The 23,545-nt window shown below is 61.2% G+C and carries 24 protein-coding genes; 16 read left to right on the forward strand and 8 right to left on the reverse strand.

All coding sequences use genetic code 11. The features are described 5' to 3' along the window. Positions 1-9 precede the first annotated feature (9 nt). From NA8A_RS19240 to NA8A_RS19255, 4 genes are all read right to left on the reverse strand, one after another. Complete coding sequence (locus NA8A_RS19240) at positions 10-828, reverse strand: GNAT family N-acetyltransferase (protein WP_009452049.1); 819 nt, start codon at positions 826-828, stop codon at positions 10-12. After that, on the reverse strand, positions 815-1,897 hold the full coding sequence (locus NA8A_RS19245; protein WP_009452050.1) for an NAD-dependent epimerase/dehydratase family protein: 1,083 nt from the start codon (positions 1,895-1,897) through the stop codon (positions 815-817). Before NA8A_RS19245 ends, NA8A_RS19240 begins: the two co-directional genes overlap by 14 nt. After that, on the reverse strand, positions 1,894-2,703 hold the full coding sequence (locus NA8A_RS19250) for an ABC transporter permease (protein WP_009452051.1): 810 nt from the start codon (positions 2,701-2,703) through the stop codon (positions 1,894-1,896). The genes NA8A_RS19245 and NA8A_RS19250 overlap by 4 nt, the downstream gene beginning before the upstream one ends. An 88-nt stretch (positions 2,704-2,791) precedes the next feature. Continuing rightward, positions 2,792-3,454 carry a TetR/AcrR family transcriptional regulator gene (locus tag NA8A_RS19255; RefSeq protein ID WP_009452052.1) on the reverse strand — a complete coding sequence of 221 codons (663 nt, stop codon included), beginning with the start codon at positions 3,452-3,454 and terminating at the stop codon, positions 2,792-2,794. Between the two features lie 158 nt (positions 3,455-3,612). On the opposite strand from NA8A_RS19255, the gene NA8A_RS19260 reads away from it, so the two are divergent. From NA8A_RS19260 to NA8A_RS19295, 8 genes are all read left to right on the forward strand, one after another. Next, positions 3,613-4,608 carry an ABC transporter substrate-binding protein gene (locus NA8A_RS19260; protein WP_009452053.1) on the forward strand — a complete coding sequence of 332 codons (996 nt, stop codon included), beginning with the start codon at positions 3,613-3,615 and terminating at the stop codon, positions 4,606-4,608. Between the two features lie 189 nt (positions 4,609-4,797). After that, positions 4,798-7,056, forward strand: a complete 2,259-nt coding sequence (locus tag NA8A_RS19265) for a NosR/NirI family protein (RefSeq protein ID WP_009452054.1) — start codon at positions 4,798-4,800, stop codon at positions 7,054-7,056. A gap of 17 nt (positions 7,057-7,073) precedes the next feature. Next, entirely contained in the window at positions 7,074-8,981 is a 1,908-nt protein-coding gene (gene nosZ, locus NA8A_RS19270; RefSeq protein WP_009452055.1) for a TAT-dependent nitrous-oxide reductase, read from the forward strand. Between the two features lie 7 nt (positions 8,982-8,988). Further along, positions 8,989-10,278 (forward strand): nitrous oxide reductase family maturation protein NosD, encoded by a 1,290-nt coding sequence (locus NA8A_RS19275; protein WP_009452056.1) that lies wholly within the window; start codon positions 8,989-8,991, stop codon positions 10,276-10,278. Further along, the gene (locus tag NA8A_RS19280; protein ID WP_009452057.1) at positions 10,268-11,194 is read left to right on the forward strand and encodes an ABC transporter ATP-binding protein; all 927 of its coding nucleotides are present in this window, start codon (positions 10,268-10,270) and stop codon (positions 11,192-11,194) included. Before NA8A_RS19275 ends, NA8A_RS19280 begins: the two co-directional genes overlap by 11 nt. Then, positions 11,191-12,024 carry an ABC transporter permease gene (locus NA8A_RS19285; RefSeq protein WP_009452058.1) on the forward strand — a complete coding sequence of 278 codons (834 nt, stop codon included), beginning with the start codon at positions 11,191-11,193 and terminating at the stop codon, positions 12,022-12,024. The genes NA8A_RS19280 and NA8A_RS19285 overlap by 4 nt, the downstream gene beginning before the upstream one ends. After that, positions 12,021-12,578 carry a nitrous oxide reductase accessory protein NosL gene (locus NA8A_RS19290; protein WP_009452059.1) on the forward strand — a complete coding sequence of 186 codons (558 nt, stop codon included), beginning with the start codon at positions 12,021-12,023 and terminating at the stop codon, positions 12,576-12,578. The genes NA8A_RS19285 and NA8A_RS19290 overlap by 4 nt, the downstream gene beginning before the upstream one ends. 2 nt (positions 12,579-12,580) lie before the next feature. Further along, a complete protein-coding gene (locus NA8A_RS19295; protein ID WP_202802957.1) occupies positions 12,581-13,537 on the forward strand; it encodes an FAD:protein FMN transferase in 957 nt (318 codons plus the stop codon). A gap of 55 nt (positions 13,538-13,592) precedes the next feature. Here NA8A_RS19295 and NA8A_RS19300 read toward each other — a convergent pair whose 3' ends face one another. Further along, complete coding sequence (locus NA8A_RS19300; RefSeq protein WP_009452061.1) at positions 13,593-14,045, reverse strand: pseudoazurin; 453 nt, start codon at positions 14,043-14,045, stop codon at positions 13,593-13,595. 233 nt (positions 14,046-14,278) lie between these two features. Here NA8A_RS19300 and NA8A_RS19305 point away from each other — a divergent pair, with 233 nt between their 5' ends. Then, positions 14,279-14,530 carry a DUF1858 domain-containing protein gene (locus tag NA8A_RS19305; protein ID WP_074896884.1) on the forward strand — a complete coding sequence of 84 codons (252 nt, stop codon included), beginning with the start codon at positions 14,279-14,281 and terminating at the stop codon, positions 14,528-14,530. Here NA8A_RS19305 and NA8A_RS19310 read toward each other — a convergent pair. Continuing rightward, positions 14,505-15,206, reverse strand: a complete 702-nt coding sequence (locus tag NA8A_RS19310; protein ID WP_009452063.1) for a Crp/Fnr family transcriptional regulator — start codon at positions 15,204-15,206, stop codon at positions 14,505-14,507. The two genes, NA8A_RS19305 and NA8A_RS19310, sit on opposite strands and share 26 nt — an antisense overlap. A 115-nt stretch (positions 15,207-15,321) precedes the next feature. On the opposite strand from NA8A_RS19310, the gene NA8A_RS19315 reads away from it, so the two are divergent. From NA8A_RS19315 to NA8A_RS19345, 7 genes are all read left to right on the forward strand, one after another. Further along, complete coding sequence (locus tag NA8A_RS19315) at positions 15,322-16,497, forward strand: NnrS family protein (RefSeq protein ID WP_009452064.1); 1,176 nt, start codon at positions 15,322-15,324, stop codon at positions 16,495-16,497. Positions 16,498-16,591: 94 nt separating this feature from the next. Continuing rightward, complete coding sequence (locus NA8A_RS19320) at positions 16,592-17,494, forward strand: LysR substrate-binding domain-containing protein (RefSeq protein ID WP_009452065.1); 903 nt, start codon at positions 16,592-16,594, stop codon at positions 17,492-17,494. Positions 17,495-17,605: 111 nt separating this feature from the next. Further along, positions 17,606-18,592 (forward strand): TRAP transporter substrate-binding protein, encoded by a 987-nt coding sequence (locus NA8A_RS19325; protein ID WP_009452066.1) that lies wholly within the window; start codon positions 17,606-17,608, stop codon positions 18,590-18,592. Between the two features lie 54 nt (positions 18,593-18,646). After that, positions 18,647-19,117, forward strand: coding sequence for a TRAP transporter small permease (locus NA8A_RS19330; RefSeq protein ID WP_009452067.1), 471 nt, complete (start codon positions 18,647-18,649; stop codon positions 19,115-19,117). Further along, positions 19,114-20,403, forward strand: coding sequence for a TRAP transporter large permease (locus NA8A_RS19335; RefSeq protein ID WP_009452068.1), 1,290 nt, complete (start codon positions 19,114-19,116; stop codon positions 20,401-20,403). Before NA8A_RS19330 ends, NA8A_RS19335 begins: the two co-directional genes overlap by 4 nt. Before the next feature lie 16 nt (positions 20,404-20,419). Continuing rightward, positions 20,420-21,361 (forward strand): dihydrodipicolinate synthase family protein, encoded by a 942-nt coding sequence (locus tag NA8A_RS19340; RefSeq protein ID WP_009452069.1) that lies wholly within the window; start codon positions 20,420-20,422, stop codon positions 21,359-21,361. 79 nt (positions 21,362-21,440) lie between these two features. Continuing rightward, the gene (locus NA8A_RS19345) at positions 21,441-22,220 is read left to right on the forward strand and encodes an SDR family oxidoreductase (RefSeq protein ID WP_009452070.1); all 780 of its coding nucleotides are present in this window, start codon (positions 21,441-21,443) and stop codon (positions 22,218-22,220) included. 27 nt (positions 22,221-22,247) lie between these two features. On the opposite strand, the gene NA8A_RS19350 is transcribed toward NA8A_RS19345, so the two are convergent. Together NA8A_RS19350 and NA8A_RS19355 are read right to left on the reverse strand one after the other, a co-directional pair. Next, on the reverse strand, positions 22,248-22,901 hold the full coding sequence (locus tag NA8A_RS19350) for a LysE family translocator (protein WP_009452071.1): 654 nt from the start codon (positions 22,899-22,901) through the stop codon (positions 22,248-22,250). A 146-nt stretch (positions 22,902-23,047) separates the two neighbouring features. Then, positions 23,048-23,524 carry an Lrp/AsnC family transcriptional regulator gene (locus tag NA8A_RS19355; RefSeq protein WP_040673153.1) on the reverse strand — a complete coding sequence of 159 codons (477 nt, stop codon included), beginning with the start codon at positions 23,522-23,524 and terminating at the stop codon, positions 23,048-23,050. Positions 23,525-23,545: the final 21 nt, after the last annotated feature.

Here is a 23,545-nt window from a genome sequence, read left to right on the forward strand (position 1 = left end):
TGCTGCTTCCTATCCGAATTCGGGGCCGGCGATCACGGCGCTTGCCGCTGGGCTGTCCGGCCAATCGTGCGGTCCCTTCTTCATGCGGAGAAAGGGACGTTGCTTGTTGAAACCCGCGGTCTTCAGGTGCGCTGCAAGTCCGGTGCAGTGCGCAGCCACATCGAGAAAGACCGGCCCCTCCAATGAGGCGATGACCGCGTCCACCAGCTCGATCACGGTGCCTTCATCGCTACCGGTGACTGGTCCGATCTGAGTAGCAAGCCGCCCGTCACGGCCAAAGGCATGGGCTGTGCCCATGCTTCTGAAGGTCATTGGGGAGCGGCGGATAAAGTCGCGCAGCAGAAAGCTTCGATCCGCCCCGAAGGCGACGTTGGCGGCTTTCACGGCGAAGTCGGGTGCTGGTTGCGCGAGAGTTGGCTTCCGCGCGCCGCCGTCACCCTGCCAACGTTCGAAGCGTTCGCCCGGCTCGAAGCCCAGATTGCGATAGATGGGTTCGCCCGCAGGGGTCGCATCGAGAAAGGCCGTGCGGCCTTCCTTCTCGATTTCGGCGATGCAATGTCTGAGCAGAGCCGTGCCGAAGCCCCGCCCACGAAAAGCCTTGCGGGTCAGCACCATGCTGATCCAGGCGATGTTGCTGCCATAGGGCATGACGGCAGCGGTGGCTGCGAGCGTGACCTCTTGGAAAAGGCCGAACACCCGGCCCTGCGCGAGAAACAGGCGCCAATCGTCCGGAAGCTGGTTCCAGCCGGCCTCGCAGGAGAGCTCCATCGCCTTTGCGATGTCGTCCTGCGTCAGGGAGATGGCGCGCGTTTCATCAGTAAGCGCCATCGCGCGCCTCGAAATGGGTGGGCTTGTTGTGGGAGGGCATTTCCCTGGACACCCAGTCTGCCGTCCAGGCGATCATCCGGTCGAGCGGGACCACCGGATAGCCGAACAGGCCATTGGAAAGCTTGGCATTGGAAAGCCATGCGCTGGGCGCTTCCGTTCCGGTAACGAGAGGCTTGCGGCCAAGCAGTTCGCCGAACGTCTTTGCCAGCCAGCGCACGGAAATGACCTCGGGGCCGGTCACGTTGATCGGGCTGGTCGGCACGGTCGCCTGTTTCAGGCAGCGCAGTGCGATGGCGTTGGCGTCGCCCTGCCAGATCACGTTGACATGGCCCATGGTGACGTCAATGGGCACGCCGTCTCGCACCTTGACGGCAACGTCATGAAGCACGCCGTAACGCAGGTCGATTGCATAGTTCAGGCGATAGAGGCGGCCTGGCGTGTTGTGGATCTGCGAAAAATGCTCGATCAGTCTTTCGCGGCCGATGCAGGACTGGGCGTACTCGCCGGGCGGATCGAGCGGGTCGCTCTCTTCAGAGCCCATGCTGTCTACGGGCGTAAAGGCATATACGCATCCGGTGGAGAAGGCGACGATGCGGGAGGCCTTGAAAACCTCGGCAACGACGGCAGGCATATAGGTATTGGTCGCCCAGGTGAGCGGCTGGTTGCCGCCGGAACCGAACTTGCGGCCAGCCATGAAGATGACGTTCTTCGCTTTCGGCAGAGCTTCAAGCGCAGCGCGGTCGAGCATGTCGCAGGCAATCGTTTCGATGCCGTGCTTTTCGAGCTCCGTCCTGGCTGCAGGATCGCTGAAGCGGGCAACGGCGATGATGCGTTTTTCGGGTGCCGCGTTGCTGGCGAGGCGGGCAAGGGTGGGACCCATCTTGCCGCTCGCTCCGAGGATCATGATGTCGCCGTCGAGGGCCGCGAGATCTTCGATCAGGGCGCGGGAAGGCGTTGCGATGAAGGCGTCCAGCTCTTCCGGGCTTTCGAAGCGCGAAGGCAGATGGGAGCCGTCGAGAAGTTCACTGCCCGCGATACCGGAGCCTTGAATATTGGGGTCTGCGTTCACGACATCCTCGCGTCTTTGGGAACGATCATGTGTTCGAGAATAAGCACCGCCATGTAGAGCACGATGCCGATCAGCGTGATGAGGGCGACGGCCATGAACATGGCCGGCGTGTCGAGCGCGGCCTGAACCTGGATCATCAGGTAGCCGAGACCGCGGTCGGAAGCGATGAACTCCCCCACCACCGCGCCGGCTACCGCCAGGATGGCCGCCACCTTCATGCCCGAGAAGATGTAGGGCAAGGCGCCAGGAAGCTGGATATAGGCGAACATCTGCCAGCGCGACCCGCGCAGCGATTTCACGAGATCCAGAAGATCAGGCTCTACCTCGCGCAGACCGCGCACCGTGGTCAACAAAATGGGGAAATAGCAGAGCGAGAAGGTGATCAGGATGTTGGTGGAAATGCCGTAGCTGAACCACACGATGACCAGAGGCCCGAGCGCCACCTTCGGGATCATGTTGAGGGTGACGAGAAGGGGAAAGAGCACCATCAGCATGATGCGCGACCAGGAGAAGAGAAGGGCCGAGGCGACCCCGAGAACGGTGGCCAGAAGATAGCCGCCGACGATCTCCAGCCCTGTGACCCAGCTGTTGCCGATCCAGTCGTAACGACCGGAACCCAGAGTGGACAGGATTTCGCTTGGTGCAGGCAGGATGAAGCGGGGCACCTCGAGGGCGCGCACCAGAAACTCCCACAAGGCGAATGCCGCCAGATGCACGACCACGGTGACGATGCGCATCTGATTGGCGCGTCGCCGCTCCAGGCGGGCTGCTTCGCTGATCGTTGCGTCCTCGGTTGCTGCAACCATGCTTCGTTCCCTCTTTATGGATCGAAGCTAATCCGCTTTTGCGGCGCAGTCAACCAACCAGTTGATTACTTGATTTGCGACAGCAATTTCAGGGACGTAGCGCGGACAGGACGAGCGAAATGACGTGTTCGCGGCGGCGTGCGGCCTGGGCGGGCGATGCCATGTCGCGATCGAAGATGACGGAAAGCGTGCTGCGATTGGCAAAATAGAAGAAGGAGAGGGCGGCAATGGAAAGGTAGAGATTGACCGGCCCGAAGCGGTCGTTGAACACACCCGCCCTGACACCGCGCGTCAGTGTCTCCTCGACGAGCTGAACCAGGGGAGAGTGCATCTCGGTCACCTTGTCCGAGATTTTCAGATGGCGAGCCTCCATGCGGTTCTCGTCGTTGATGAGAGCAACGAATTCCGGGTGATCAGCTAGATAATCGAAGGAGAAGCCGACGAGGCGGCGCATTGCCTCTTCCGGGTCGAGATCGGAAAGATGCAGCTCCTGCTCGCGTTCGCGGATCTGGCGATAGACCTCCTCAAGCGCTGTCTTGTAGAGATCGTCCTTGCTGCCGAAATAATGATAGACGAGCTGCTTGTTGACGCCGGCCTGCCGCGCGATGCGGTCGACGCGGCCGCCCTCGAAGCCGAATTCGGTGAATTCGGCGACGGCTGCATCCAGCAGCGCCCGCCAGGTGGCGGCGGGATCGCGCCGTTGAGGTGTATCCGCCTTCCTCGATCGCTTGACGGTTGCGCTATCTTCCATCCTTTATGCCTCCGATGTAACCAACTGGTTGATTGGTTATTGATCCAGCTTAGCATCCATGCCTATAGTTTGCCACTCGGGCCCTCCGCGATCTGCCGGAAGCGCGGACGCCCCGTCCAGAATGCGCCTTTCGACCTTTCACTTCGCTGGAGACCAAGATGACGCTTCGCAGATCCTTCGTGCTGTCAGCCGCGCTTGCAGCCACTTTTCTTCCGTTCGGCGCTCAGGCCGCTGATGTCAACATGGTGCTGAACTGGGTGCCAACGGCAGACCATTCACCCTACTACTACGCCAAGCAGCAGGGCTGGTATGATGAAGCCGGCATCAACCTGACCATCGAGGCCGGTCGCGGCTCAGGCGCGGCGGCGCAGCGTGTGGGCGCGGGCATCTCGCAAATCGGCGTGGCGGATATGGCAACCGTGCTGCTGGCCAAGGGGCAGGGGGCCAACGCGGTGGCGATCATGACCGTCTATGCCAATTCTCCGCAGGGGTTCTACTGGCTGAAAAGCAACGGTATCGAGGGGCCGAAGGATTTTCCGGGCCGCTCTATCGGCAATCCCCCGGCGGATGCCTCGCGTGTCATGTGGCCGCTCTTCGCCAAGACGGTGGGTATCGACGCGGATTCGGTGAAATTCGTCAATGTCTCGCCACAAGCCAAGCTCACCTCGCTCAAGAGCGGCGCCATCGATATCACCAGCGACTTCTACAATGAGCACGATCTGAAGGTTCGTGAATTCGGTGACGATCTCGGTTTCGTCGCCTGGCGCGATATCGGCGTCAATCCCTATGGCAATTCGGTTATCGTGAACGGCGATTTCCTTGCGGGCAACAAGGAGCTGGTCGCCAAGTTCGCTTCCGTCACGCAGCGGGCATTCGCGGCCTGCGTGAAAGATGTGGAGCCATGCCTCAGCGCGCTGATGGAGCAGGTCTCGGGCCTCGAGCACGACAACCAGGTCGACCAGTGGAACCGCATCACCGAATTGATGACCGACGACACGACGACGACGGTTGCGCTGGGAGCGTTCAATCCTGAGCGGATGGATGCCGACTACAAGATGGTCGAGACCTATTTCAATCTGGAGAAGCCGTTCGATATCAAGGCGGCCTACACGAACGAGTTCCTCGACGAATCCATCAAGATGACGAAACGCTGAGCGGTCACGCTTCTTAAAAGTTCAGCTTTCTACCTAACTCCCCTGGGCGGATACCGACCGGGGGAGTTTCCGTTTCGGGAGTTGTTGCGCGGGCAATCGCGTCCTTGTTTGCGAAACTGCAAAGTTCGTCTCCGGTGCCTCCGATAGCGTCTGCCGCAAATGGCATGACGAGGCTTTGGAGGCCGGGCGATGTTCAGATGGGCAAGGCGGGACCTGACGGGAAATTTCCCGGGCATCGCATGGTGGTTTGCGGCGAGCCTGCTTGCCCTTCTGGTGCTTGCGGGGTTCCCGGCAAAGACCCGCGCCGAGCCCCTGCTCGACCGCTATCTCGAACTCGCGCAGCCCTCTGAACTGGTCCCCGGCGCCGACAGCTATGGCCCCGTGCGTGGCGATCTACCCGTCGCGCCCGCACTCAAGGACGGCAAGCCGGTCGGCTGGGTTTTCCTGACATCGGATTTCGTTCCAACGGCAGGTTATTCGGGAAAGCCCATTCACATCCTGGCCGGTGTTTCGGACGAGGCCGTGATTACCGGCGTGCGGCTGGTCAAGCATTCCGAGCCGATCGTTCTTGTCGGCATCCCGGAAGCGCGCATCAGGGAAGTCACCGAAAAATATGCGGGACTGGACCTTCGCAAGGAGGCGTCTTCCGAGAAGGAAGAGCACGAGCTCGACATCGTTTCGGGCGCGACGGTCACGATCATGATCATCGACGATTCCATCGTGCGCGCCGGCATCAAGGTGGCAAAAGCGCTCTCGCTTGGCGGTCTCACGCCGGACACGGAAACGGTGGCAGCCAGGCGTAGCGTCGACCGTGGTGTCGATGCGGTAGAGGACTGGCAGACGCTGACGGGTGACGGATCGGTTCGCCACTTCACCCTCGATGTGGAAACCATCAATGCGGATTTCGCAGCGCTTGGCGATCCGCGTGCGGGGGCCCACACGGAGCCGGGCCCCGACAGCGATGCCTATATCGATGTCTGGACGGCGCTTGTGAGCCAGCCTGCCATAGGACGCAGCCTCCTGGGCGATGCCGAATACGCAAATCTGAAGGCTCTTTTGAAGGACGGCGATGAGGCGATCCTCGTTGCTGGCCGCGGACGCTGGTCGTTCAAGGGATCGGGCTATGTCCGCGGGGGGATTTTCGACCGTATCCAGGTCATCCAGGGCGACATCTCCCATCGCTTCAGAGATCGCGAGCATCGCCGGGTGGGGCGGCTCGCTGCCGCCGGGGCGCCCGATATGACGGAGACGGATGTCTTCATCATTCCGCAAAAGGCAGGGTTCGATGCGGCGGCACCCTGGCGGCTCCAGATGCTCGTGCAGCGCCCGGTCGGGGCGATCGACAAGCTCTTTCTCAATTATGATCTCGGCTACGATCTGCCCGACCGCTTTCTCGTCGCGCAGGAGGCGCCGGCGGTCGCGGCTCCCGCCGCGCGGCCATCCGCAGAAGAAAGCGCTGTGGCGATCCGGGATGCGCTCTGGCTCAGGATCTGGGATGCGAAGCGGAACGAGGTGGTGATCCTCGGGCTGGGGCTCGCTTTCCTGACGGGTATCTTCTTCTTCCAGACCATCGCCACCCGTAACGAGCGTGTTTTCAACATCATCAGGACCGCGTTCCTCGTTTTCACGCTCGTGTTCATAGGCTGGTATGCGAACGCGCAGCTTTCCGTGGTCAACGTGCTTGCCGTCTTTTCGGCGCTGGTCAGCGATTTTCGCTGGGAAACGTTCCTCATGGACCCGCTGCTCTTCGTCATGTGGTTCGCAGTGGCGGCGGCCCTCCTGTTCTGGGCGCGGGGCGCCTATTGCGGATGGCTGTGCCCCTTCGGCGCCCTGCAGGAACTCTCCAACAAGATCGCGCGGCTTCTGCGCGTGCCGCAGGTGACACTGCCCTGGGGGCTGCATGAGCGACTGTGGCCCGTCAAATACGTGATCTTCCTCGGCCTGTTCGGCATGTCGCTCTACTCGCTCGAAATGGCTGAGCATTATGCCGAGATCGAACCCTTCAAGACGGCCATCATCCTGAAGTTCGATCGGCCGTGGCCCTATGTGCTCTTCGCGCTTGCCATGCTTGCGCCCGGCCTCTTCATCGAGCGCTTCTATTGCCGCTATGTCTGCCCTCTGGGTGGCGGGCTGGCGATCCCCGCGCGGCTCCACATGTTCCGCTGGCTCAAGCGCTACAAGGAATGCGGCAATCCCTGCCAGGTCTGTGCGCATGACTGCCCGGTGCAGGCGATACACCCGACCGGCGAGATCAACCCCAACGAATGCATCTCCTGCCTCAACTGCCAGGTGCTCTACCAGCACACGGCGAAATGCCCGGTGGTGGTGGCGAAGATCAAGAAGCGCGAGCGCTTCGAGAAGCAGAACGGGCTGGCGCCGTCCGGCAGCGGACAACCGCCCGTCAATTACAAGCCGAAGGCAAATGCCCCGGCTGCCTCAAACCTCTGACACAAGGAGACGAGAAGATGAGTGAAACATCGATCACACGCCGGGCACTGCTCGGAAGCACGGCCGGGGGCGCTGCCTTCGCCGGGGCCATGATCGCCGGTGGCGCGGGGGCTGGTATCGTCGGTGCTCCGAGCCTCGCGGCGGCAGCCGAAGGCGCCTATCGTGAAATCCATCCGGGCGAGCTCGACAGTTATTACGGTTTCTGGTCATCGGGCCAGAGCGGCGAAATCCGCATCATCGGCATGCCGTCGATGCGCGAACTCGTACGCATTCCGGTGTTCAACCGATGCTCGGCCACGGGCTGGGGCAGCACCAATGAAAGCCTGAAGATCCTGACGGAAGGGCTGCTGCCTGAAACCAAGGCATTCCTCGAAAAACGCGGCATGCAGACTTATCAAAACGGTGACCTGCACCATCCGCACATGTCGTTCACCGAAGGGACCTATGACGGTCGTTATATCTTTGCCAATGACAAGGCGAACACGCGTGTGGCGCGCATTCGCTGCGACGTGATGAAGACCGACAAGATCGTGGAGATCCCCAACACGTCGGACATTCACGGTCTGCGCCCGCAGAAATGGCCGCGTACAGGCTATGTGTTTGCCAATGGTGAACATCGGATTCCGCTGCCCAATGACGGTTTGATTCTCGATGATCCCACGAAATACGTGTCGATCTTCAGCGCCGTGGACGGCGATACGATGGAGGTGAAATGGCAGGTAATCGTCGATGGCAATCTCGACAATTGCGATGCCGACTACAAAGGCAAATACGCCTTCTCGACCTGCTATAATTCGGAAAACGGCGTGACGCTCGCTGAGATGACGGCCAATGAGCAGGACTGGGTGGTCATCTTCAACATCAAGCGCATCGAGGAAGCCGTCAGCAAGGGCGATTTCAAGGAATATAACGGCGTGCCCGTTATCGATGGGCGCCATGGCTCGCGCTATACGGCTTATGTCCCCGTCTCCAACAGCCCGCATGGCTGCAACATGGCACCGGACAAGCAGCATCTGTGCATCAATGGCAAGCTCTCACCCACCGTCACTGTGATCGACGTGGACCTGATCGACGACCTCTTCGAGAAGGGGGCAGAGCCGCGTTCGTGCGTCGTCGCGGAGCCGCAGCTCGGCCTGGGACCGCTTCACACTGCTTTCGACGGCAAGGGCTTTGCCTATACCACGCTCTTCCTCGACAGCCAGATGTGCAAGTGGGACATCGAAAAGGCCAAGCGTGCCTTCAAGGGCGAGGAAATCGATCCGATTGTCCAGAAGATCGATGTCCACTACCAGCCGGGCCACAACCACACCTCCATGGGCGAGACCCTGGAAGCCGATGGCCAGTTCCTGGTGTCGCTCAACAAGTTCTCGAAGGACCGCTTCCTGAATGTCGGACCGCTCAAGCCGGAAAACGATCAGCTGATCGACATTTCGGGCAGCGAGATGAAGCTCGTGCATGACGGCCCCACCTTTGCGGAGCCGCATGACTGCATCATCGTGCGGGCCGATATCGTCAATCCGGTCTCGATCTGGGACCGTGGCGACAGCATGTGGGAGGAAGCCCGCAAGCAGGCGGAAGCCGATGGCGTCGATCTCGACTACGGTGCCGACGTCATTCGCGACGGCAACAAGGTCCGGGTCTATATGCACTCCGTCGCGCCGTCCTTCTCGCTCGAACAGTTCGAGGTGAACGAGGGCGATGAGGTGACGGTCTATGTCACCAACATGGATGAGGTGGACGATCTCACCCACGGCTTCACGCTGGGCAATCACGGTGTTGCCATGGAGGTTGCGCCGCAGGCCACGGCTTCGGTCACCTTCACCGCCGACCGGCCCGGCGTGCACTGGTACTATTGCCAGTGGTTCTGCCATGCGCTGCACATGGAAATGCGCGGTCGCATGCTTGTGAAGCCGAAGGCGGCGTAAGGGGGACATGATGCGCGCCGTTCTTCTTTTCGGTACGGGACTTTTCCTGTTTGCGCAGGCGCTGCAAGGCGCACTGGCAGCGGAAGTCCGCGTTCCGGACGAACCGGGCGCGCTCATCGCCGCCGTCGGGCAAGCCGAGCCGGGGGATGTCCTCCGGCTCGGCGACGTTCGCTATGACGGCCCCATTCTCATCGACAAGGCCCTGTCGCTCGTCGGCACCGGAAACTCCACGGTGGCAGGACCGGGAAGCGGGACCGTCATTGCGATCACGTCCGGAGACGTGCTGGTTCAGGGCATTCGGGTCGAGGGATCGGGCCAGCGCCTCAACGATCTCGATTCGGGCATCGCGATCGCGCGTTCAGCGCGCAATGTGCGCATTCTCGACAACCGGCTGGAAGGCAATCTGATCGGCATCGATGTGCAGGGCGGGCAGGATGTCGAAATTCGCGGCAACCGCATCGTCGGGCGCAACGATCTGCGCAAGAGCGAACGGGGGCCGGGCATCTATGTTTGGAATGCGCCGGGTCTTCTGGTGGAAGACAACGACATAGCGCGCGGGCGCGACGGCGTCTTCATCACCACGTCCAATCATGCGGTCTATCGCAACAACCGTTTTTCGGAGCTGCGTTTCGCTTTCCATTCCATGTATGCGAACGACATCGAGGTGACAGGCAATGTTTCGCGCGGCAACGACATGGGGTTTGCCTTCATGTATTCGCGCAAGCTCAGGATCAGCGGCAATCTTTCCGAGCAGGATCGCACGCACGGGTTTTTTCTCAACTTTGCCAACCAGGCCGAGATCGCGGGCAACGAGGTCCGCGACGGTGGGGAGAAATGCCTGTTCGTCTACAATTCAAACAAGAACCGGATTGCCGACAATCGCTTCGCCGGCTGCGGAATAGGCATTCATTTCACCGCAGGGTCGGAGGGCAATGTGGTTTCCGGCAATGCCTTCATGGGCAATCGGACACAGGTGAAATATGTCGGCACGCGCTGGATCGAATGGAGCGAGAGCGGCCGGGGCAATTACTGGTCCGAACAGGTTGCCTTCGACATAGATGGCGACGGGATCGCCGACAGCCCCTATCGGCCAAACGATCTCGTGGATCAGATCACCTGGAGCCAACCCATGGCCAAGCTGCTCATGGGGTCGCCCGCCGTGCAGCTCATCCGCTGGTCGCAATCGCGCTTTCCGGGGCTTCTGCCCGGTGGCGTAGTGGACAGCCACCCGCTCATGAGCCCGGTCTCAGCAGGCCTTTCCGCCAGTTCCTCGAAGGGGACAACCAATGACATGTGATGATTGCAGCAATGCCGTTTTGTCCGTTCGCGGCGCGAGCGTGCGGTTCGGAGATTTCCAGGCGCTGAGGCAGGTGTTCCTCACGGTTTCTCCGGGTGAGCGGGTGGCGTTGCTTGGGCACAATGGCGCTGGAAAGACCACGCTGTTCAAGAGCGTGCTCGGCTTTCTCGGACTGGAAGGCGGGGTCATTGACGTTGCCGGGCATAGACCCGGATCGCGCGAGGCGCGGCTGGCGGTCAGCTATCTGCCGGAATCGGTCGCCTTCGCGAAGACCCTGTCGGGCATCGAGATCATGCGGTTTTTCGCGCGGCTGAAGGGGATCGATCCGAGGGAGGCTCTGCCGCTTCTGGAGAGGGTGGGTCTGGCCGATGCCGGTGGGCGCCGGGTGGGTGCCTATTCCAAGGGTATGCGCCAACGTCTCGGGCTCGCGCAGGCCCTCATCGGGAAGCCGCGGCTCCTCTTGCTCGACGAGCCGACAAGCGGCCTCGACCCGGTTTCCCGACGCGAATTCTACGAGATCATCGACGCGGTTTCGGCGGAGGGGACAGCGGTGCTCCTGTCTTCGCACGCGCTCACCGAAGTGGAAGGGCGGACGGATCGTATTGCGATCCTTTCGAAAGGGAGGCTTGTGGCGGATGGCCCGCTGCCGGCATTGGCGCGTGAGGCGCGATTGCCGATCACGGTCAATATCAAGGCGAAGGAGGGCCGTGCGGACAGTCTGCACAGCCGGCTTGGCGGCGTTCGGGCCAATGGCAAATCGGTCATCCTTACCTGCCAGCCCGAAGCCAAGGTCGATCTTCTGGGCCAGATGGCGGCGCTTGGAGCCGAAATCGATGATTTCGACATCACCATGCCGAGCCTCGACGACATCTACCGCCACTATTCGCTCGATCAGGAGAAGGGAGCGCAGCCATGAATACGCCTGCAAGGATCGCGGCGGTCGCGGGAACCGAATTCAAGATCGCGTTGCGCAATCGCTGGGTGCTGCTGGCGACCGTGCTGCTCACGCTTTTTTCGCTGGCGCTTTCCTTTCCCGGCACGGGCGGGGGCACTCTCAAGGCAAGCGCGCTCCTGATGGCGGCGGCCAGCATCTCGACGCTTGCGGTCTATCTCATTCCGCTCATCGCGCTGCTCGTTTCCTACGACAGTTTCGCCGGCGAGGTGGAGCGGGGCACCATGGCTTTGATCCTGGCAACGCCGGTGAACCGGGGAGAACTGCTTTTCGGCAAGTTCCTCGGTCTGTGCCTGGTGGTTTTCATCGCAATCGCCGTCGGTTTCGGGATTGCGGTGGCGGTGACGGTCGGCCTTTACGGTTTCGATGTCACGGGCATCGAAGCATGGCTGCGCCTGCTTGCCACGGCGATTTTCCTGGGGGCGGTGTTCGTGGCCGCCGGCATGGCGCTTTCGACCGCGGTTCCACGCACGGGAACGGCAGCGGCCCTTGCCGTGGGGCTTTGGCTGGTGTTGGTCGTGCTCTACGATCTGGCGCTGCTGGCAGGTCTCGTCGTGGATGAGGGCGGCTTCTTCACTAAGGGTCTCTTCCCCTATTTCGTGGTTCTCAATCCCGGAGATGCGTTTCGCATCTTCAATCTGGCGGGGCTTGAAAGCGCAACGCCGGTAAGCGGCCTGGACGGGCTTGCGAACACGCTTCCATTTTCTCCGGTTCTGGCACTGGCGGCCATGGCCTTCTGGCTCGTCGCAATGCTTGGCGCCGGATTGTTCAGCGCAAGGAGGCTGACGCCATGAGAAAGATTGCAATCGCACTTCTTGCGGGAAGCCTGCTGTCGATGCCGCTCACCGGCTGCAGTGACGAGGCGACCGCCGTGACCCCTGCTCCCATCGCCATGACCGACGATGCGGTTGGCCATTATTGCCAGATGTATGTGCTCGACCACGGAGGGCCGAAGGCGCAGATTCATCTGAAAGGGTTCGAGCAACCCCTCTGGTTCGCGCAGGTCAGTGATGCCGTTGCCTATATGCACGACAAGGAACGGACGGCGGATGTTCTGGCGGTCTATGTGAGCGACATGGAAAAGGCTGTTTCATGGGGCGAGCCGGGCGTGGAGAACTGGGTGGGGGCGGACCGCGCCTTCTTCGTGACCGGCAGCCGCCAGATGGGCGGCATGGACGCGCCGGAAGCCATTCCGTTCGGCACGAGAGAAGCGGCGGAAACCTTCGTTCGACGCGAGGGCGGCAGCATCGTCACTTTCGATGCCATCCCGGAAGAGTATGTGAGACCGCAAGCAGCGATGAACATCGAGGGCGTGCAGCAGCAGCCGATGCATGGACACGGGAGCTGACCATGGAAAAACCAGGTGGAATGAATCTGACGCGCCGCAGGGCGCTTTTCATCGGCGCGACGTTTATCGGTGGGGCGTTGGCCGCACGCAGCTTCGCGGCGGGGTCTGCCGTTTCGCGCTGGAGCGGGCAGGCCCTGGGCGCGCATGCGACAATCGAACTGGCGGGAGCCGATGGAGCGCTTGCGCAGGCTGTCTTCGCGCAAATCGAGCGCGAGGTTTCACGGCTTGAAGCAATCTTCAGCCTCTACCGTGGCGACAGTGCACTCTCGCGCCTGAACAGGACCGGAGAATTGGCCGCCCCTCCGCCGGAACTGCTCGAGCTTCTCGCGTTGGCGGGCGCAGTGCATCGCCAGACAGACGGTCTGTTCGATCCCACGGTGCAGCCGCTTTTCGCGCTTTTTGCCGAGCATTACAGCGCCGGAAAGCGCGGGATGCCGGATGTGGCGCAGGTTGAGGCCGCCTTGGCGCGCGTCGGGTTCGATGCGGTTCGTTTCGATCCGGAGCAGGTTCGCTTCGAGCGTTTCGGCATGGCCATGACGTTGAACGGCATTGCGCAGGGCTACATCACCGACCGCGTTGCGGCGCTGCTGCGGGAGAGGGGCTTCTCCAACGTGCTGGTGGACATGGGAGAAATCCAGGCAATCGGAAGCGGTACCGAGGGCAATGGCTGGCGGGTCGGCATTCGCCAGGGGGGAGGAGAGGATGGCATATCGAAGCGGTTGATGTTGACCGACAGGGCGCTTGCCACCTCGATGATGCTTGGCACGGTGTTCGACCAGGCGGGAACAACAGGCCACATCCTGCATCCCCGCACAGGCGTTGCCAGCCGGTTCAATGCGCGTGCATCGGTGGTCGACCAAAGCGCCGCACGGGCCGATGCCCTGTCGACGGCAGCGATACTGATGGATTCCAGGCAGATCGAGGCCCTCAGGCAAGAGGGTGTGGAGCTTTATCTTTGATGCAAAACGAAAAGGCCGGAGACATGCTCCGGCCTTTTCGTTGGAAACGAGGTTTCTACTGATTGTCCAGTTCGGCAAACAGCTCCTCGAACTTGATCTTGGCTTTCTTGGGAGCCTTTGCCGCTTTTGCCGCCTCGGCATTTACGGGGGAACCGACTTCCACCAGCATCACCATGCCGAGCCCGTAATGGGGCTTGCAACGGATGCCATAGACGCCTTCCTTGTCGAAGGTGACGGTGATCTCCTTGTTCAGGACGCCTTTGAAAGGCGTGGCGCCGTCCGGATACATGCCTTCCACGCTTTCTGCATTGTGGCCCTTGTCGGTCGGCACGAACTTCACGGTATCGCCGGGAGCGGCGCGAACGATTTCCGGTTCAAACACCATCGCTCCCTTTTCGCCCTTGTTGAGCATCTTCACTTCGAATTCGGCGGCGCCCGCCGGAACCAGGGCCGTTGCGAGGAGAGCAGCTGCGGCGAAGGCTGTCAGCGCGTTTCTTACGGTTTTCATGGTCACTTACCTCTGTCGTTTTCGAACACGGCGTTTGCCGTTGGCTCCGTTCTAGAGACATTGGCGGCTGCGAACTTTGTCCGCGGACAAACAAGTGGGACGTGTTTGGCACCAGCGGGCAATCGGCGGCTTGTTTGCGCCGGAGCAACGAAGCTTCTCCCGTTACACCCTATGCGTTGAAAATGGGGCGAGCCGGCTCGAAGCGGTGTTCGGCGGTTACGCGGATGGAAGGGATGGCCAAGAAGACGGAAGTCGATAACGACATGGCGCTTGAGGAACTCATGCAAAGATGGCCGGCGACCATCAGCGTGTTCCTGCGCCATCGGATGCTTTGCATCGGCTGTCCGATAGCGGGGTTCCACACATTGTTGGATGCCGCACGGGAGCACGACATCGATCTCGACATGCTGCTGGAGGAGATTGAGGACGCGATTGCGGGGCGGCCTGCCAACACCGCGTCTAGCCGTCCTTTTTACCCTCGCTGATGAGCATCAGCCGGTGCGGGTCCGTGACGGTTACTTTCTGGCGACCACTCTTGATGACACCGAGGTCTTCCCATGAACTCAGCAGGCGGCTGACCGTGTGCAGGGTGGTTCCGGTCATTTCCGCAATGTCCTGGCGCGAAATGGGGAAGTCGATCAGCAGGCCGTCTTCGGATTTGCGACCGATCTGTCTTACGAGGCGCAGCACGGCGTTGGCCACGCGTTGCTCCACCTGGGCGACGGAAAGCTCGATCACCCGTTCCTGCGTTTCCTGCAGGCGGGCGCCCACGGCCTTGTAGCTGTTGGCGGCGAAGAGCGGGAAACGGGCCGTCAGTTCCGGCCACAGTGCCATCGGCCAGCACAGCACGACGCAATCCACCGCGGCGATGGCGCTCGCGGGATAGGTGGTACGGCCGATGGCCGGAGCAATGCCTATGATTGAGCCGGTGCCGAGATAGCGCGCGATGATTTGATGGCCGTCCTTTGTGGTCTGGACAACGCGAACCGTGCCGTCGAGCAGCAGGAAAAACCGGGATGCTTCAGCCTCCTGCTCGAAGACGGGCTTGTACTTGGGAATCCGGGACGAGTTCGCTCTTTCGAGTATGACATCCAGGTCGTCGGGCGAAAGCCCTGCAAAGACGTCCATATGGGCGATCAGGGAACGGTCGATCCTTGCCATTTCAATTCCAGACTTGCGTTAGCGCAAACTCGGCGGCGCCCGTCCCTCTATAAAGAATTGCCGACGCGGCGACCACCCGCCACGAACAGCCGCCTAACAAGGAAGGAACCCGGACATGCCAATCCCCAGGTTGTGGAACTATGAGGGCCCCGCGATACTGTCCTACGGGTTCCGTCCATTCTTCTTTTTCGGGGCTATTTATTCCGGGCTTGCCGTTCTCCTGTGGGTCCCTCTTTTCCAGGGATGGCTTGAGATTCAGACCGCTTTCCATCCGATTGACTGGCACATTCATGAAATGCTGTTCGGCTTCCTGCCGGCCGTCGTTACAGGCTTTCTGCTCACCGCGGTGCCGAACTGGACGGGCCGGCTGCCCGTGCAGGGAAGCAAGCTCGGCATTCTTGTGGCGCTCTGGGTGATCGGGCGCATTGCCGTGCTCTTCTCCGCGTGGATAGGGGCCATTCCTGCTGCCTGTCTCGACGGGCTTTTTCTTCTGGCGGTGACGGCTGCAACCGCAAACGAAATCGTAAGTGGCCGCAATTGGCGCAATCTCAAAGTGCTCATTCCGCTCACCGTGCTGTTTCTCGGGAACGTGGTCTTCCATCTCGAAGCGTATTTTCAGGGCACGAGCGATTATGCGCGGCGCCTGGGGGTGGCCGCCGCCATCACGCTCATCATGCTGATCGGCGGTCGGATCATACCGAGCTTCACGCGCAACTGGCTGGTGCGCGAAAATCCCGGACGACTGCCGGTGAGCTTCGGCAGGCTCGATGTGTTCGCGGTGGTTGCAAGCGTGCTGGCGCTCGGGCTGTGGGTCGCGCGGCCCGAACTTGTGTTGACCGGGGCGCTCATGGTGGCAGCCGGGGGTGTCAATCTTGTGCGGATGGCGCGTTGGGCAGGCGAACGCACGCTGCGCGAGCCGCTGGTGTTTATTCTTCACATCGCTTTTCTTTTCGTGCCGGCGGGCTTCGTTCTGACCGGGTTAACAGTCCTTCTGCCGGCTTTCGTGTTGCCGCAGGCCGGCTACCATGCCTTCGGTGCAGGAGCCATCGGCACGATGACGCTGGCCGTGATGATGCGCGCGACGCTCGGGCATACCGGCCATGAATTGTCGATGAGCAAGGGCGCAATGGCGGTGTTCCTGCTGGCGCTCGTGGCTGTGGTTACGCGGCTTGCTGCAGCCTTCGATCTCGGCGCGGGAGCGCATCTCATCGAGATTTCCGGCGGGGCCTGGGCGGCGTCTTTTCTCGGCTTCGCACTGGTGTTCGGACCGATGCTGCTCAAGCCGCGATGAGGGCGAATGAGGGTTGCCGGCCCTGATGGATGCCCCATAAGGTAGCTGCCGAATGTGTGGCGGCGAGCGGTTGCTCGCAAGTTCAGAGGGGCAGATGAACCAGCGGCAGATCCAGGCATTTCGTCATGTGATGCGCCATGGCTCCATCACGGCTGCCGCGCAATCCCTGAACATCTCGCAGCCCGCCGTCAGCCGGCTGATCGCCGATCTGGAGCGATCCATCGGGTTTCGCCTTTTCCTGCGGCAGGGCGGCAAGTCCGAGCCCACCACGGAAGCGCTGGAATTCATCCAGGAAGTCGAGCGTATGTTCTACGGGCTCGACCGGCTCGGCCAGACAGCGCGTGAAATCAAGGATTTGCGCCGGGCGACCCTGCATGTGGCGACCATGCCCATGGTCAGTTTCGAGATCATCCCCAATGCGCTGAAAGGCTTTCTCGCGCAGCGGCAGGGCATCAAGGTCACGCATGACGTGCACACATCGGCCCGTATCGTGGATATGATCGCCTCCCGTCAACTCGATCTCGGCGTGGCGCAGACCCATATCGAGCGGCGCGATGTCGAGTTTCTGGCTTCGTACCGAACCTATTGCGTGTGTGTTCTTGCGCCTGAGCATCCCTTGAGCGGGCGTTCCTCGCTTTCGCCGAAGGACCTGCGCGGTGAGCCGTTGGTGGCTCTTGCCCACCACACGCTGACGGCGAATTATGTGACCCAGCGCTTTGCCGAAGAGAATGTGAAGCCGGAAATTGCCATCGAAAGCCAGCCTTCCTATTCGGCCTGTGGGCTTGCGGCCAAGGGCGTGGGTATCGCGATCGTGGACCCCATGACGCCGCGCATCTTCAAGGGGAGCCTGAAGGCCATTCCCTTCGAACCGCGCATCCCGTTCGACTTTCACATCGTCAAGCCGGCGGATTTGCCCCTGTCGCGCGCTGCGGAAGAATTTCGCGTGCATTTGCTGGAGACGCTTGCTTCTTTCTCCGAAATCCATTCTTTGACATAACATTTTTGCATGACGCCAGATTATATTTGTATTTGATTTTATGCCCTCCAGCCTGAACCATTGACGATGAGTGGAACCGGCAAAACCAAAGAACAATCTGGGAGTTCAAACGTGAAAATCAGCAAGCTTCTCCTCGCCGCCGTTGCCGCATTCGGCATGGGTGGTTCGGCCAGTGCGGCAGACTTCAACCTGCGTATCCATACGCTCGTGAAGTCGCCGCATCCCTACAACGACATGGCTGCCTTCCTGAAGGAAGACATCGAGGCCAAGAGCGATGGCCGCATCGCGGTGCGCATCTTCGATTCCGGCCAGCTCGGCCAGGATCCCGCCGTCATCAGCGAAATCGGCCTCGGCACGATCGACATGATGATCAGCACGACCAGCAATGCCGTGCAGCAGGTGCCGGAATACGCGATCTTCACCATGCCCTACATCTTCACGAGCATGGACGATGCACTGGCGAAAGTTGGGCCGGGAACGCCCATCGAGGCGCACTTCCAGAAGGTCTATGAAGAGCGCGGCCTCAACATGAAGCTTCTGGCGCTCGGGGCCTCGGGAACGCGCAACATGTCGACGGCCGAGACGGTTGTGAACGGTCCGGACGATCTCAAGGGCCTGAAGATGCGCACGCCGCCGTCTCCGATGGATTCAAAGACCTGGGCCGCTTTCGGCATGCTGCCGGTAACCGTTGCCTGGGGCGAGCTCTACGCCGCGATGCAGACCGGTGTCGCACAGGCGATGGAAAGCTCGTTGCCGGGCTACACCGGCTCGAAGCTCTATGAGGTGGCGCCCAATCTCGCGCTGACTGCCCATACGATCCAGGTCAACCACACCTCGATTTCGAACCGCACCTGGAACAAGCTGCCGGAAGATCTGCAGAAGATCGTTCAGGCGTCGGCCATCGAAGCAAACAAGCTCGGCGTGGAAAAGGCCAAGCAGTATGACGATGAGCTGGTTTCGGAACTCGAGACGAAGCATGGCGTGAAGGTTACCCGCCCGGACACCGCTGCCTTCATCGAGGTTCTCGCGCCCATCCAGACCGAGCTCGCCAAGGAACTCGACCTCGAAGACGAATACGCTCTCGTCAAGGCGAAGTAGTCGCGGCCGGCCGGCGGCCTGTGCCGCCGGCTCCCCGCTTCGGAAAGCAATTTCATGCTGACTCGCATTTCAAACGCGATCGTCAAGGTCACCGAACTCGGCCTGTGGCTCGGCTTTCTCGCAATGGTCGTGACCGTTGGCTTGCAGGTCGGCGCGCGCAATCTGCTGAAGCTGCCCTTGATCTGGACGCTCGATCTCGCGCAGCTTCTGTTCTCCTGGCTGATCTTCATCGGCGCCGCCGTGGCCTTTCGGCGAGGCGCACACTACGTGGTCGACCTGTGGCCTGAAACCTGGGCGCGTTTTCACCTGGTGCTGGAGATCATCTCCATCCTGACTTCCGCACTCGTGATCTATGTGCTCATCGTGCACGGTTGGACGCTCGTCGAAATCCGCAGCACCAGCAATGTGCCTTCGCTCGGCATCTCCCATTCCTGGATGTTCCTGCCCATGCCCATATGCGGAGTGCTGATGCTTATCTTTCTGGTAGAGGCCGTGCAGAACATGGTCCGGAGGGGCGCGCAATGAACCCGCTCCTGCTTCTCATCCTGTCCTTCTTCGTGCTCATTGCGCTGCGGGTGAATATCGGCTTCTCGCTGATCGTCTCCTCGGTCTTCGTGATGTATATCGAGGACCTGCCGCTGACCTCGGTGGTCAACCAGATGTATTCGGGCATCGACAGCTTCACGCTGCTTGCCGTGCCGTTCTTCATGCTGCTTGGGCGAATCCTGAATGCCGGCTCCATCACGGAGCGGCTTCTCAAGGTGGCGGATGCGACGGTCGGCCATGTGCGTGGCGGTCTCGGGCATGTGAATGTGTTCGTGTCGATGATCTTCGCGAGCCTGTCGGGTTCCGCGGCTGCCGACACGGCCAGTGTCGGTTCCATCCTCATCCCGGCCATGAAGAAGGCGGGATATGACCCGGCATTCGCGGTGGCGCTCACGGCGGCATCCTCGACGCTCGGTGTCATCATTCCCCCGTCGATCATCCTCATCGTCTATGGCGCCTTCGGGAATGTGTCCATCGGAGCGTTGTTTCTTGGCGGTGTGGTGCCCGGGTTGCTGATCGGCCTTTTCATGATGCTCTACACCTATGTGCTTGCCATCCGGCACGGCTATCCGGCCAATCCGTTCCCGGGCGTGCGCGTCGTGAGCAAGGTTCTGGTGCGCGGCATTGCGCCTTTGCTCATCCCGGTTCTGGTTCTCGGCGGTATTGTCGGTGGCTACTTCACGCCAACGGAAGGTTCCATCGTGGCGGTCGGCTGGGCATTGTTCCTGTCGCTCGTCGTCTATCGGGACATTCCGCTCAAGGCCATGCCGAAGCTCCTGACAGATGCGGTGATCGATTTCGCGGTGCCGCTTTTCACCGTGGCCGGAGCGGGCATCTTCGGGTGGCTGATCGCCTATCTGGGGGCTGCTGAAATCGTGGTGGACTTCATCACCGGGCTGACCTCCAACCGGTACGGCATCATGCTGCTCCTGATCGGCTTCCTGCTGTTGATCGGCACGGTTCTCAATCCGATCTCCGCGACGCTGATCTTCCTGCCGATCATTCAGGCGCTCGGCAATCAGGCTGGGTTCGATCCCGTGCATCTGGGGGTCCTGAGCACCATCGTCCTGTCGGTCGGCCTGATCACGCCGCCCTATGGCATCTGCCTGCTCATCGCCTCGCAGATCGGCGAGGTGCGGCTTGGCCGCGCCATGTTGGCGGTATTGCCCATTTGCGGGCTGACGGTGCTCGTCGCCTGCCTGTCCCTGTGGTTCCCATCGATCGTGCTCGGGCTGCCGAAGTGGCTCGCGCCGCAATTCTTCTAAGCAAAAGGACAAGACCATGTCGCACATCAAGCCAAAGGGTTCCTTCGTCGCTCTCGTGACCCCGATGAACAATGACGGGTCCATCGATTTCGAAGGCTTTCGCACGCTTTTGAACTGGCATGCCGAGAACGGCACCGAGGCGGTTCTGATCATGGGATCGACCGGCGAGGTTTCCATGCTGTCGCCGGAAGAGCGCCGCGCCATCATTTCGCAGACGGCGAAGATGAAGCCCGGCAACATGCTGATGTATTACGGTTGCACGGGCAACAACACCGAAACAACCATCGACTATGTGCGCTACGCGAAGGCCGAGGGCGCGGATGGAGCCATCATCGCAGCGCCCGCCTATATCTGCGCCGACAATGACGCGATCACCGACTATGCTCTGGAAGTCTGCGACGCCGAGGATTTTCCCATCGGCTTCTACAACAACCCGCCGCGGGTAAAGACTGACCTGCACTGGACGGATATCCTCAAGCTCGCCAAGCATCCCAACATGGTGGTGCTGAAGGAATCCACCACGCGCGTTGGCCAGGTGGCGCAGGTCTGCGCTGCAAAGCCCGATATGTCCATCATGTGCTGCTGCTCGCCCAATCTGGGCCTCGTCATTCCCACCATGTCGCTGGGCGGTCACGGCACGGCCAACATGACCGGCAACATCATCCCGCAGGAGATGGCCGTCATCTCCAAGCCGTGGAAGACGGGCGAGGATGCCTTCGCTTGCCGCGAGGCGTGGCTCGCCAATCTGCCGATGCTGCATTTCGCCTATTCCGCGATCAACCCGGTCGCCATCAAGACGCTGATGCGGATGATCGGCCTGCCTTCCGGTCCGCTGCGCAAGCCGCTGAAGCCGATCTCGGGTGCGGCCCTTCAGGCCGGTGTCGATGCCGTGCGCAAGCTCGGTCTGGAGGAGCGCTATGGTTTCCGCGTTTCGCCCTCGGTGGTGGCCGCCGAATAGGCTGGCATGAAACGATGCGGCGGGACAGGCGTCCAGGCCTTGCCCGCCGTTTCCGACAAAACGGCAAGGAGGATGGTGGATGGACCTCGGTATTCGCGGCCGCAAGGCGCTTCTGACGGGAGCCAGCAAGGGCATGGGCAAGGCCTGCGCCATGGCGCTGGCGCGTGAGGGGGTGGCCGTTACCATCGTTGCTCGCAACGCCGTGGTGCTGAACGAGACGGCTGAGGAAATCCGCGCTGCGACGGGCGCCGAGGTCACGCCGGTCGCAGCCGATGTCACCAAGCCCGAGGGCCGGGCGACCGCGCTTGAGGCGTGTCCCGATCCTGATATTCTCCTGAACAATGCGGGCGGTTGTCCGCCCGGTGATTTTCGGGACTGGACCCGCGACGACTGGATCGCGGCCATCGACCTGATGATGCTGCCGCCCATCGAGATGATCAAGGCGACGGTGGACGGGATGATGGAACGCGGCTTCGGGCGCATCGTCAGCATCGCCTCGCGCAGCGTAAAGATCGCGCAGCCGGAACTTGGCCTTTCCAACGGCGCACGCTCGGGCCTCGTCGGCTTTACGGCGGGCATCGCCCGGATGACAGTTGCGCGCAACGTGACAGTCAACAACCTCCTGCCCGGCATTTTCGACAGTGATGCGCAGCGCGAGCACATTCACGGCATGCTTGAGGGTTCGGGCAAAAGCTTCGACGAGATCTGGAAGGAGCGTGCGAGCGGAAATCCGGCAGGGCGATATGGACGTACAGAGGAAATCGGCGCTTATTTCGCCTTTCTATGCAGCGCCCATGCGGGCTTCATCACCGGCCAGAACCTGCTGATCGACGGCGGTAGCTATCCCGGCACCTATTGAGCCCGTTCTGACGGCGTGAGGTTCGCTTCAGCCGCGCCTTTCAAGGGCGAGCCTGACGCCGAAGGCCACAAGGACCGAGCCCGTGAGGCCATCGATGGCGCGGGTAAATGCCGGGCGCTTGAGGAGCTCGGCAAAAGGGCGTGTCGCCAAGGTGATTGCGGCGAACCATAAAAGGCCCATCGCGGCGTGGATGGCGGCCAGGCCGACACTGAAGGCAACGACAGGAATGTCGGCGGGAATGAACTGCGGCAGGAAGCTGACGTAGAAAACCCCCACTTTCGGATTCAGCAAATTGGTCATCAGGCCGCGCCAGAACCAGCCAAATCCTGTTCCGTTCCGCTCCGGCCGAACCAGATCGGCCACCGGTTTCTCAATCGCGCCGGCGTGCGGACGCAAGGCTGCCCATATCATGCGCGATCCCAGCCAGAGCAGATAGGCCGCGCCCGCATATTGCAGGATGCGATAGCCGATTTCCGAGAGAGCCAGCAGGGCGCCGAGACCCAGGGAGGCGAGCAGCCCCCATGCCAGGACGCCAGCAACCACGCCGGACCCCGCGGCCATGGCCTGTCTTGCGCCTTCGACGGTCGCGGTGCGCAAAACGAGCGCCGTATCCAGGCCGGGTGTGATCGTCAGCAACCCGGCGGCCACGGAAAACGCAACGATTGCAGAAACGGGGTCCATGGCAGTCTCACTGGACTTCGGGTTGATGTTCGATCACGGCCAAGCATTCACGGGGCCAGAGCATTTCACCGGATGTATTCGCCTGCAGCATAGGCGGAATTTTCAAGTCGCACACTGAGCGGATTTCAATATGCGGGACGTATTTTTCACGCGCCTTCGACCGGAAGCCGCGTCGTCGACTTTATCTTGCGCATGATGATCGTGGAACGCATTGCGGCAATCTCACTGTTGCCTGTCATCAGCTTGTCGAGCTGGAATGTCTGATACTCCTCCAGACTTGGCACCAGAACACGCAGGGCATAATCCCATTCGCCGGCTGTGAGGCAGCATTCGACGATCTCCGGCATGCGAAGAATGCGCCGCTCGAAACTCTCCGTTAGGTCCCGAGTCTGGGTCTTCAGGCGAATGTCAACCGCAAATTCCAGATTGAGACCAACAGCTTGCGGCTCAAGCAGGGCCACATATCTGCGGATCACGCCACTGTCTTCCAGAGCCCTGACCCGACGCAGGCAGGGTGCTGAGGAAAGCCCGACGCGGGCTGCCAGATCGAGATTGGTAATGCGGCCCTCCTCCTGGAGGACGTTCAGGATCTTGATGTCCAGCCGGTCGAAACGAGTGCTCATATCGGAAATTTCGCCTTGCAC

The organism is Nitratireductor indicus C115, assembly GCF_000300515.1.
GTDB lineage: Bacteria > Pseudomonadota > Alphaproteobacteria > Rhizobiales > Rhizobiaceae > Nitratireductor > Nitratireductor indicus.

Bases quoted from the DNA above. Each gene is read 5' to 3' on its own strand.
- NA8A_RS19240 (WP_009452049.1), bottom strand. From the start codon at position 828: ATGGCGCTTACTGATGAAACGCGCGCCATCTCCCTGACGCAGGACGAC.
- NA8A_RS19250 (WP_009452051.1), bottom strand. From the start codon at position 2,703: ATGGTTGCAGCAACCGAGGACGCAACGATCAGCGAAGCAGCCCGCCTG.
- NA8A_RS19255 (WP_009452052.1), bottom strand. From the start codon at position 3,454: ATGGAAGATAGCGCAACCGTCAAGCGATCGAGGAAGGCGGATACACCT.
- NA8A_RS19260 (WP_009452053.1), top strand. From the start codon at position 3,613: ATGACGCTTCGCAGATCCTTCGTGCTGTCAGCCGCGCTTGCAGCCACT.
- NA8A_RS19265 (WP_009452054.1), top strand. From the start codon at position 4,798: ATGTTCAGATGGGCAAGGCGGGACCTGACGGGAAATTTCCCGGGCATC.
- nosZ (WP_009452055.1), top strand. From the start codon at position 7,074: ATGAGTGAAACATCGATCACACGCCGGGCACTGCTCGGAAGCACGGCC.
- NA8A_RS19275 (WP_009452056.1), top strand. From the start codon at position 8,989: ATGATGCGCGCCGTTCTTCTTTTCGGTACGGGACTTTTCCTGTTTGCG.
- NA8A_RS19280 (WP_009452057.1), top strand. From the start codon at position 10,268: ATGACATGTGATGATTGCAGCAATGCCGTTTTGTCCGTTCGCGGCGCG.
- NA8A_RS19285 (WP_009452058.1), top strand. From the start codon at position 11,191: ATGAATACGCCTGCAAGGATCGCGGCGGTCGCGGGAACCGAATTCAAG.
- NA8A_RS19290 (WP_009452059.1), top strand. From the start codon at position 12,021: ATGAGAAAGATTGCAATCGCACTTCTTGCGGGAAGCCTGCTGTCGATG.
- NA8A_RS19295 (WP_202802957.1), top strand. From the start codon at position 12,581: ATGGAAAAACCAGGTGGAATGAATCTGACGCGCCGCAGGGCGCTTTTC.
- NA8A_RS19300 (WP_009452061.1), bottom strand. From the start codon at position 14,045: ATGAAAACCGTAAGAAACGCGCTGACAGCCTTCGCCGCAGCTGCTCTC.
- NA8A_RS19305 (WP_074896884.1), top strand. From the start codon at position 14,279: ATGGCCAAGAAGACGGAAGTCGATAACGACATGGCGCTTGAGGAACTC.
- NA8A_RS19310 (WP_009452063.1), bottom strand. From the start codon at position 15,206: ATGGCAAGGATCGACCGTTCCCTGATCGCCCATATGGACGTCTTTGCA.
- NA8A_RS19315 (WP_009452064.1), top strand. From the start codon at position 15,322: ATGCCAATCCCCAGGTTGTGGAACTATGAGGGCCCCGCGATACTGTCC.
- NA8A_RS19320 (WP_009452065.1), top strand. From the start codon at position 16,592: ATGAACCAGCGGCAGATCCAGGCATTTCGTCATGTGATGCGCCATGGC.
- NA8A_RS19330 (WP_009452067.1), top strand. From the start codon at position 18,647: ATGCTGACTCGCATTTCAAACGCGATCGTCAAGGTCACCGAACTCGGC.
- NA8A_RS19335 (WP_009452068.1), top strand. From the start codon at position 19,114: ATGAACCCGCTCCTGCTTCTCATCCTGTCCTTCTTCGTGCTCATTGCG.
- NA8A_RS19340 (WP_009452069.1), top strand. From the start codon at position 20,420: ATGTCGCACATCAAGCCAAAGGGTTCCTTCGTCGCTCTCGTGACCCCG.
- NA8A_RS19345 (WP_009452070.1), top strand. From the start codon at position 21,441: ATGGACCTCGGTATTCGCGGCCGCAAGGCGCTTCTGACGGGAGCCAGC.
- NA8A_RS19350 (WP_009452071.1), bottom strand. From the start codon at position 22,901: ATGGACCCCGTTTCTGCAATCGTTGCGTTTTCCGTGGCCGCCGGGTTG.
- NA8A_RS19355 (WP_040673153.1), bottom strand. From the start codon at position 23,524: ATGAGCACTCGTTTCGACCGGCTGGACATCAAGATCCTGAACGTCCTC.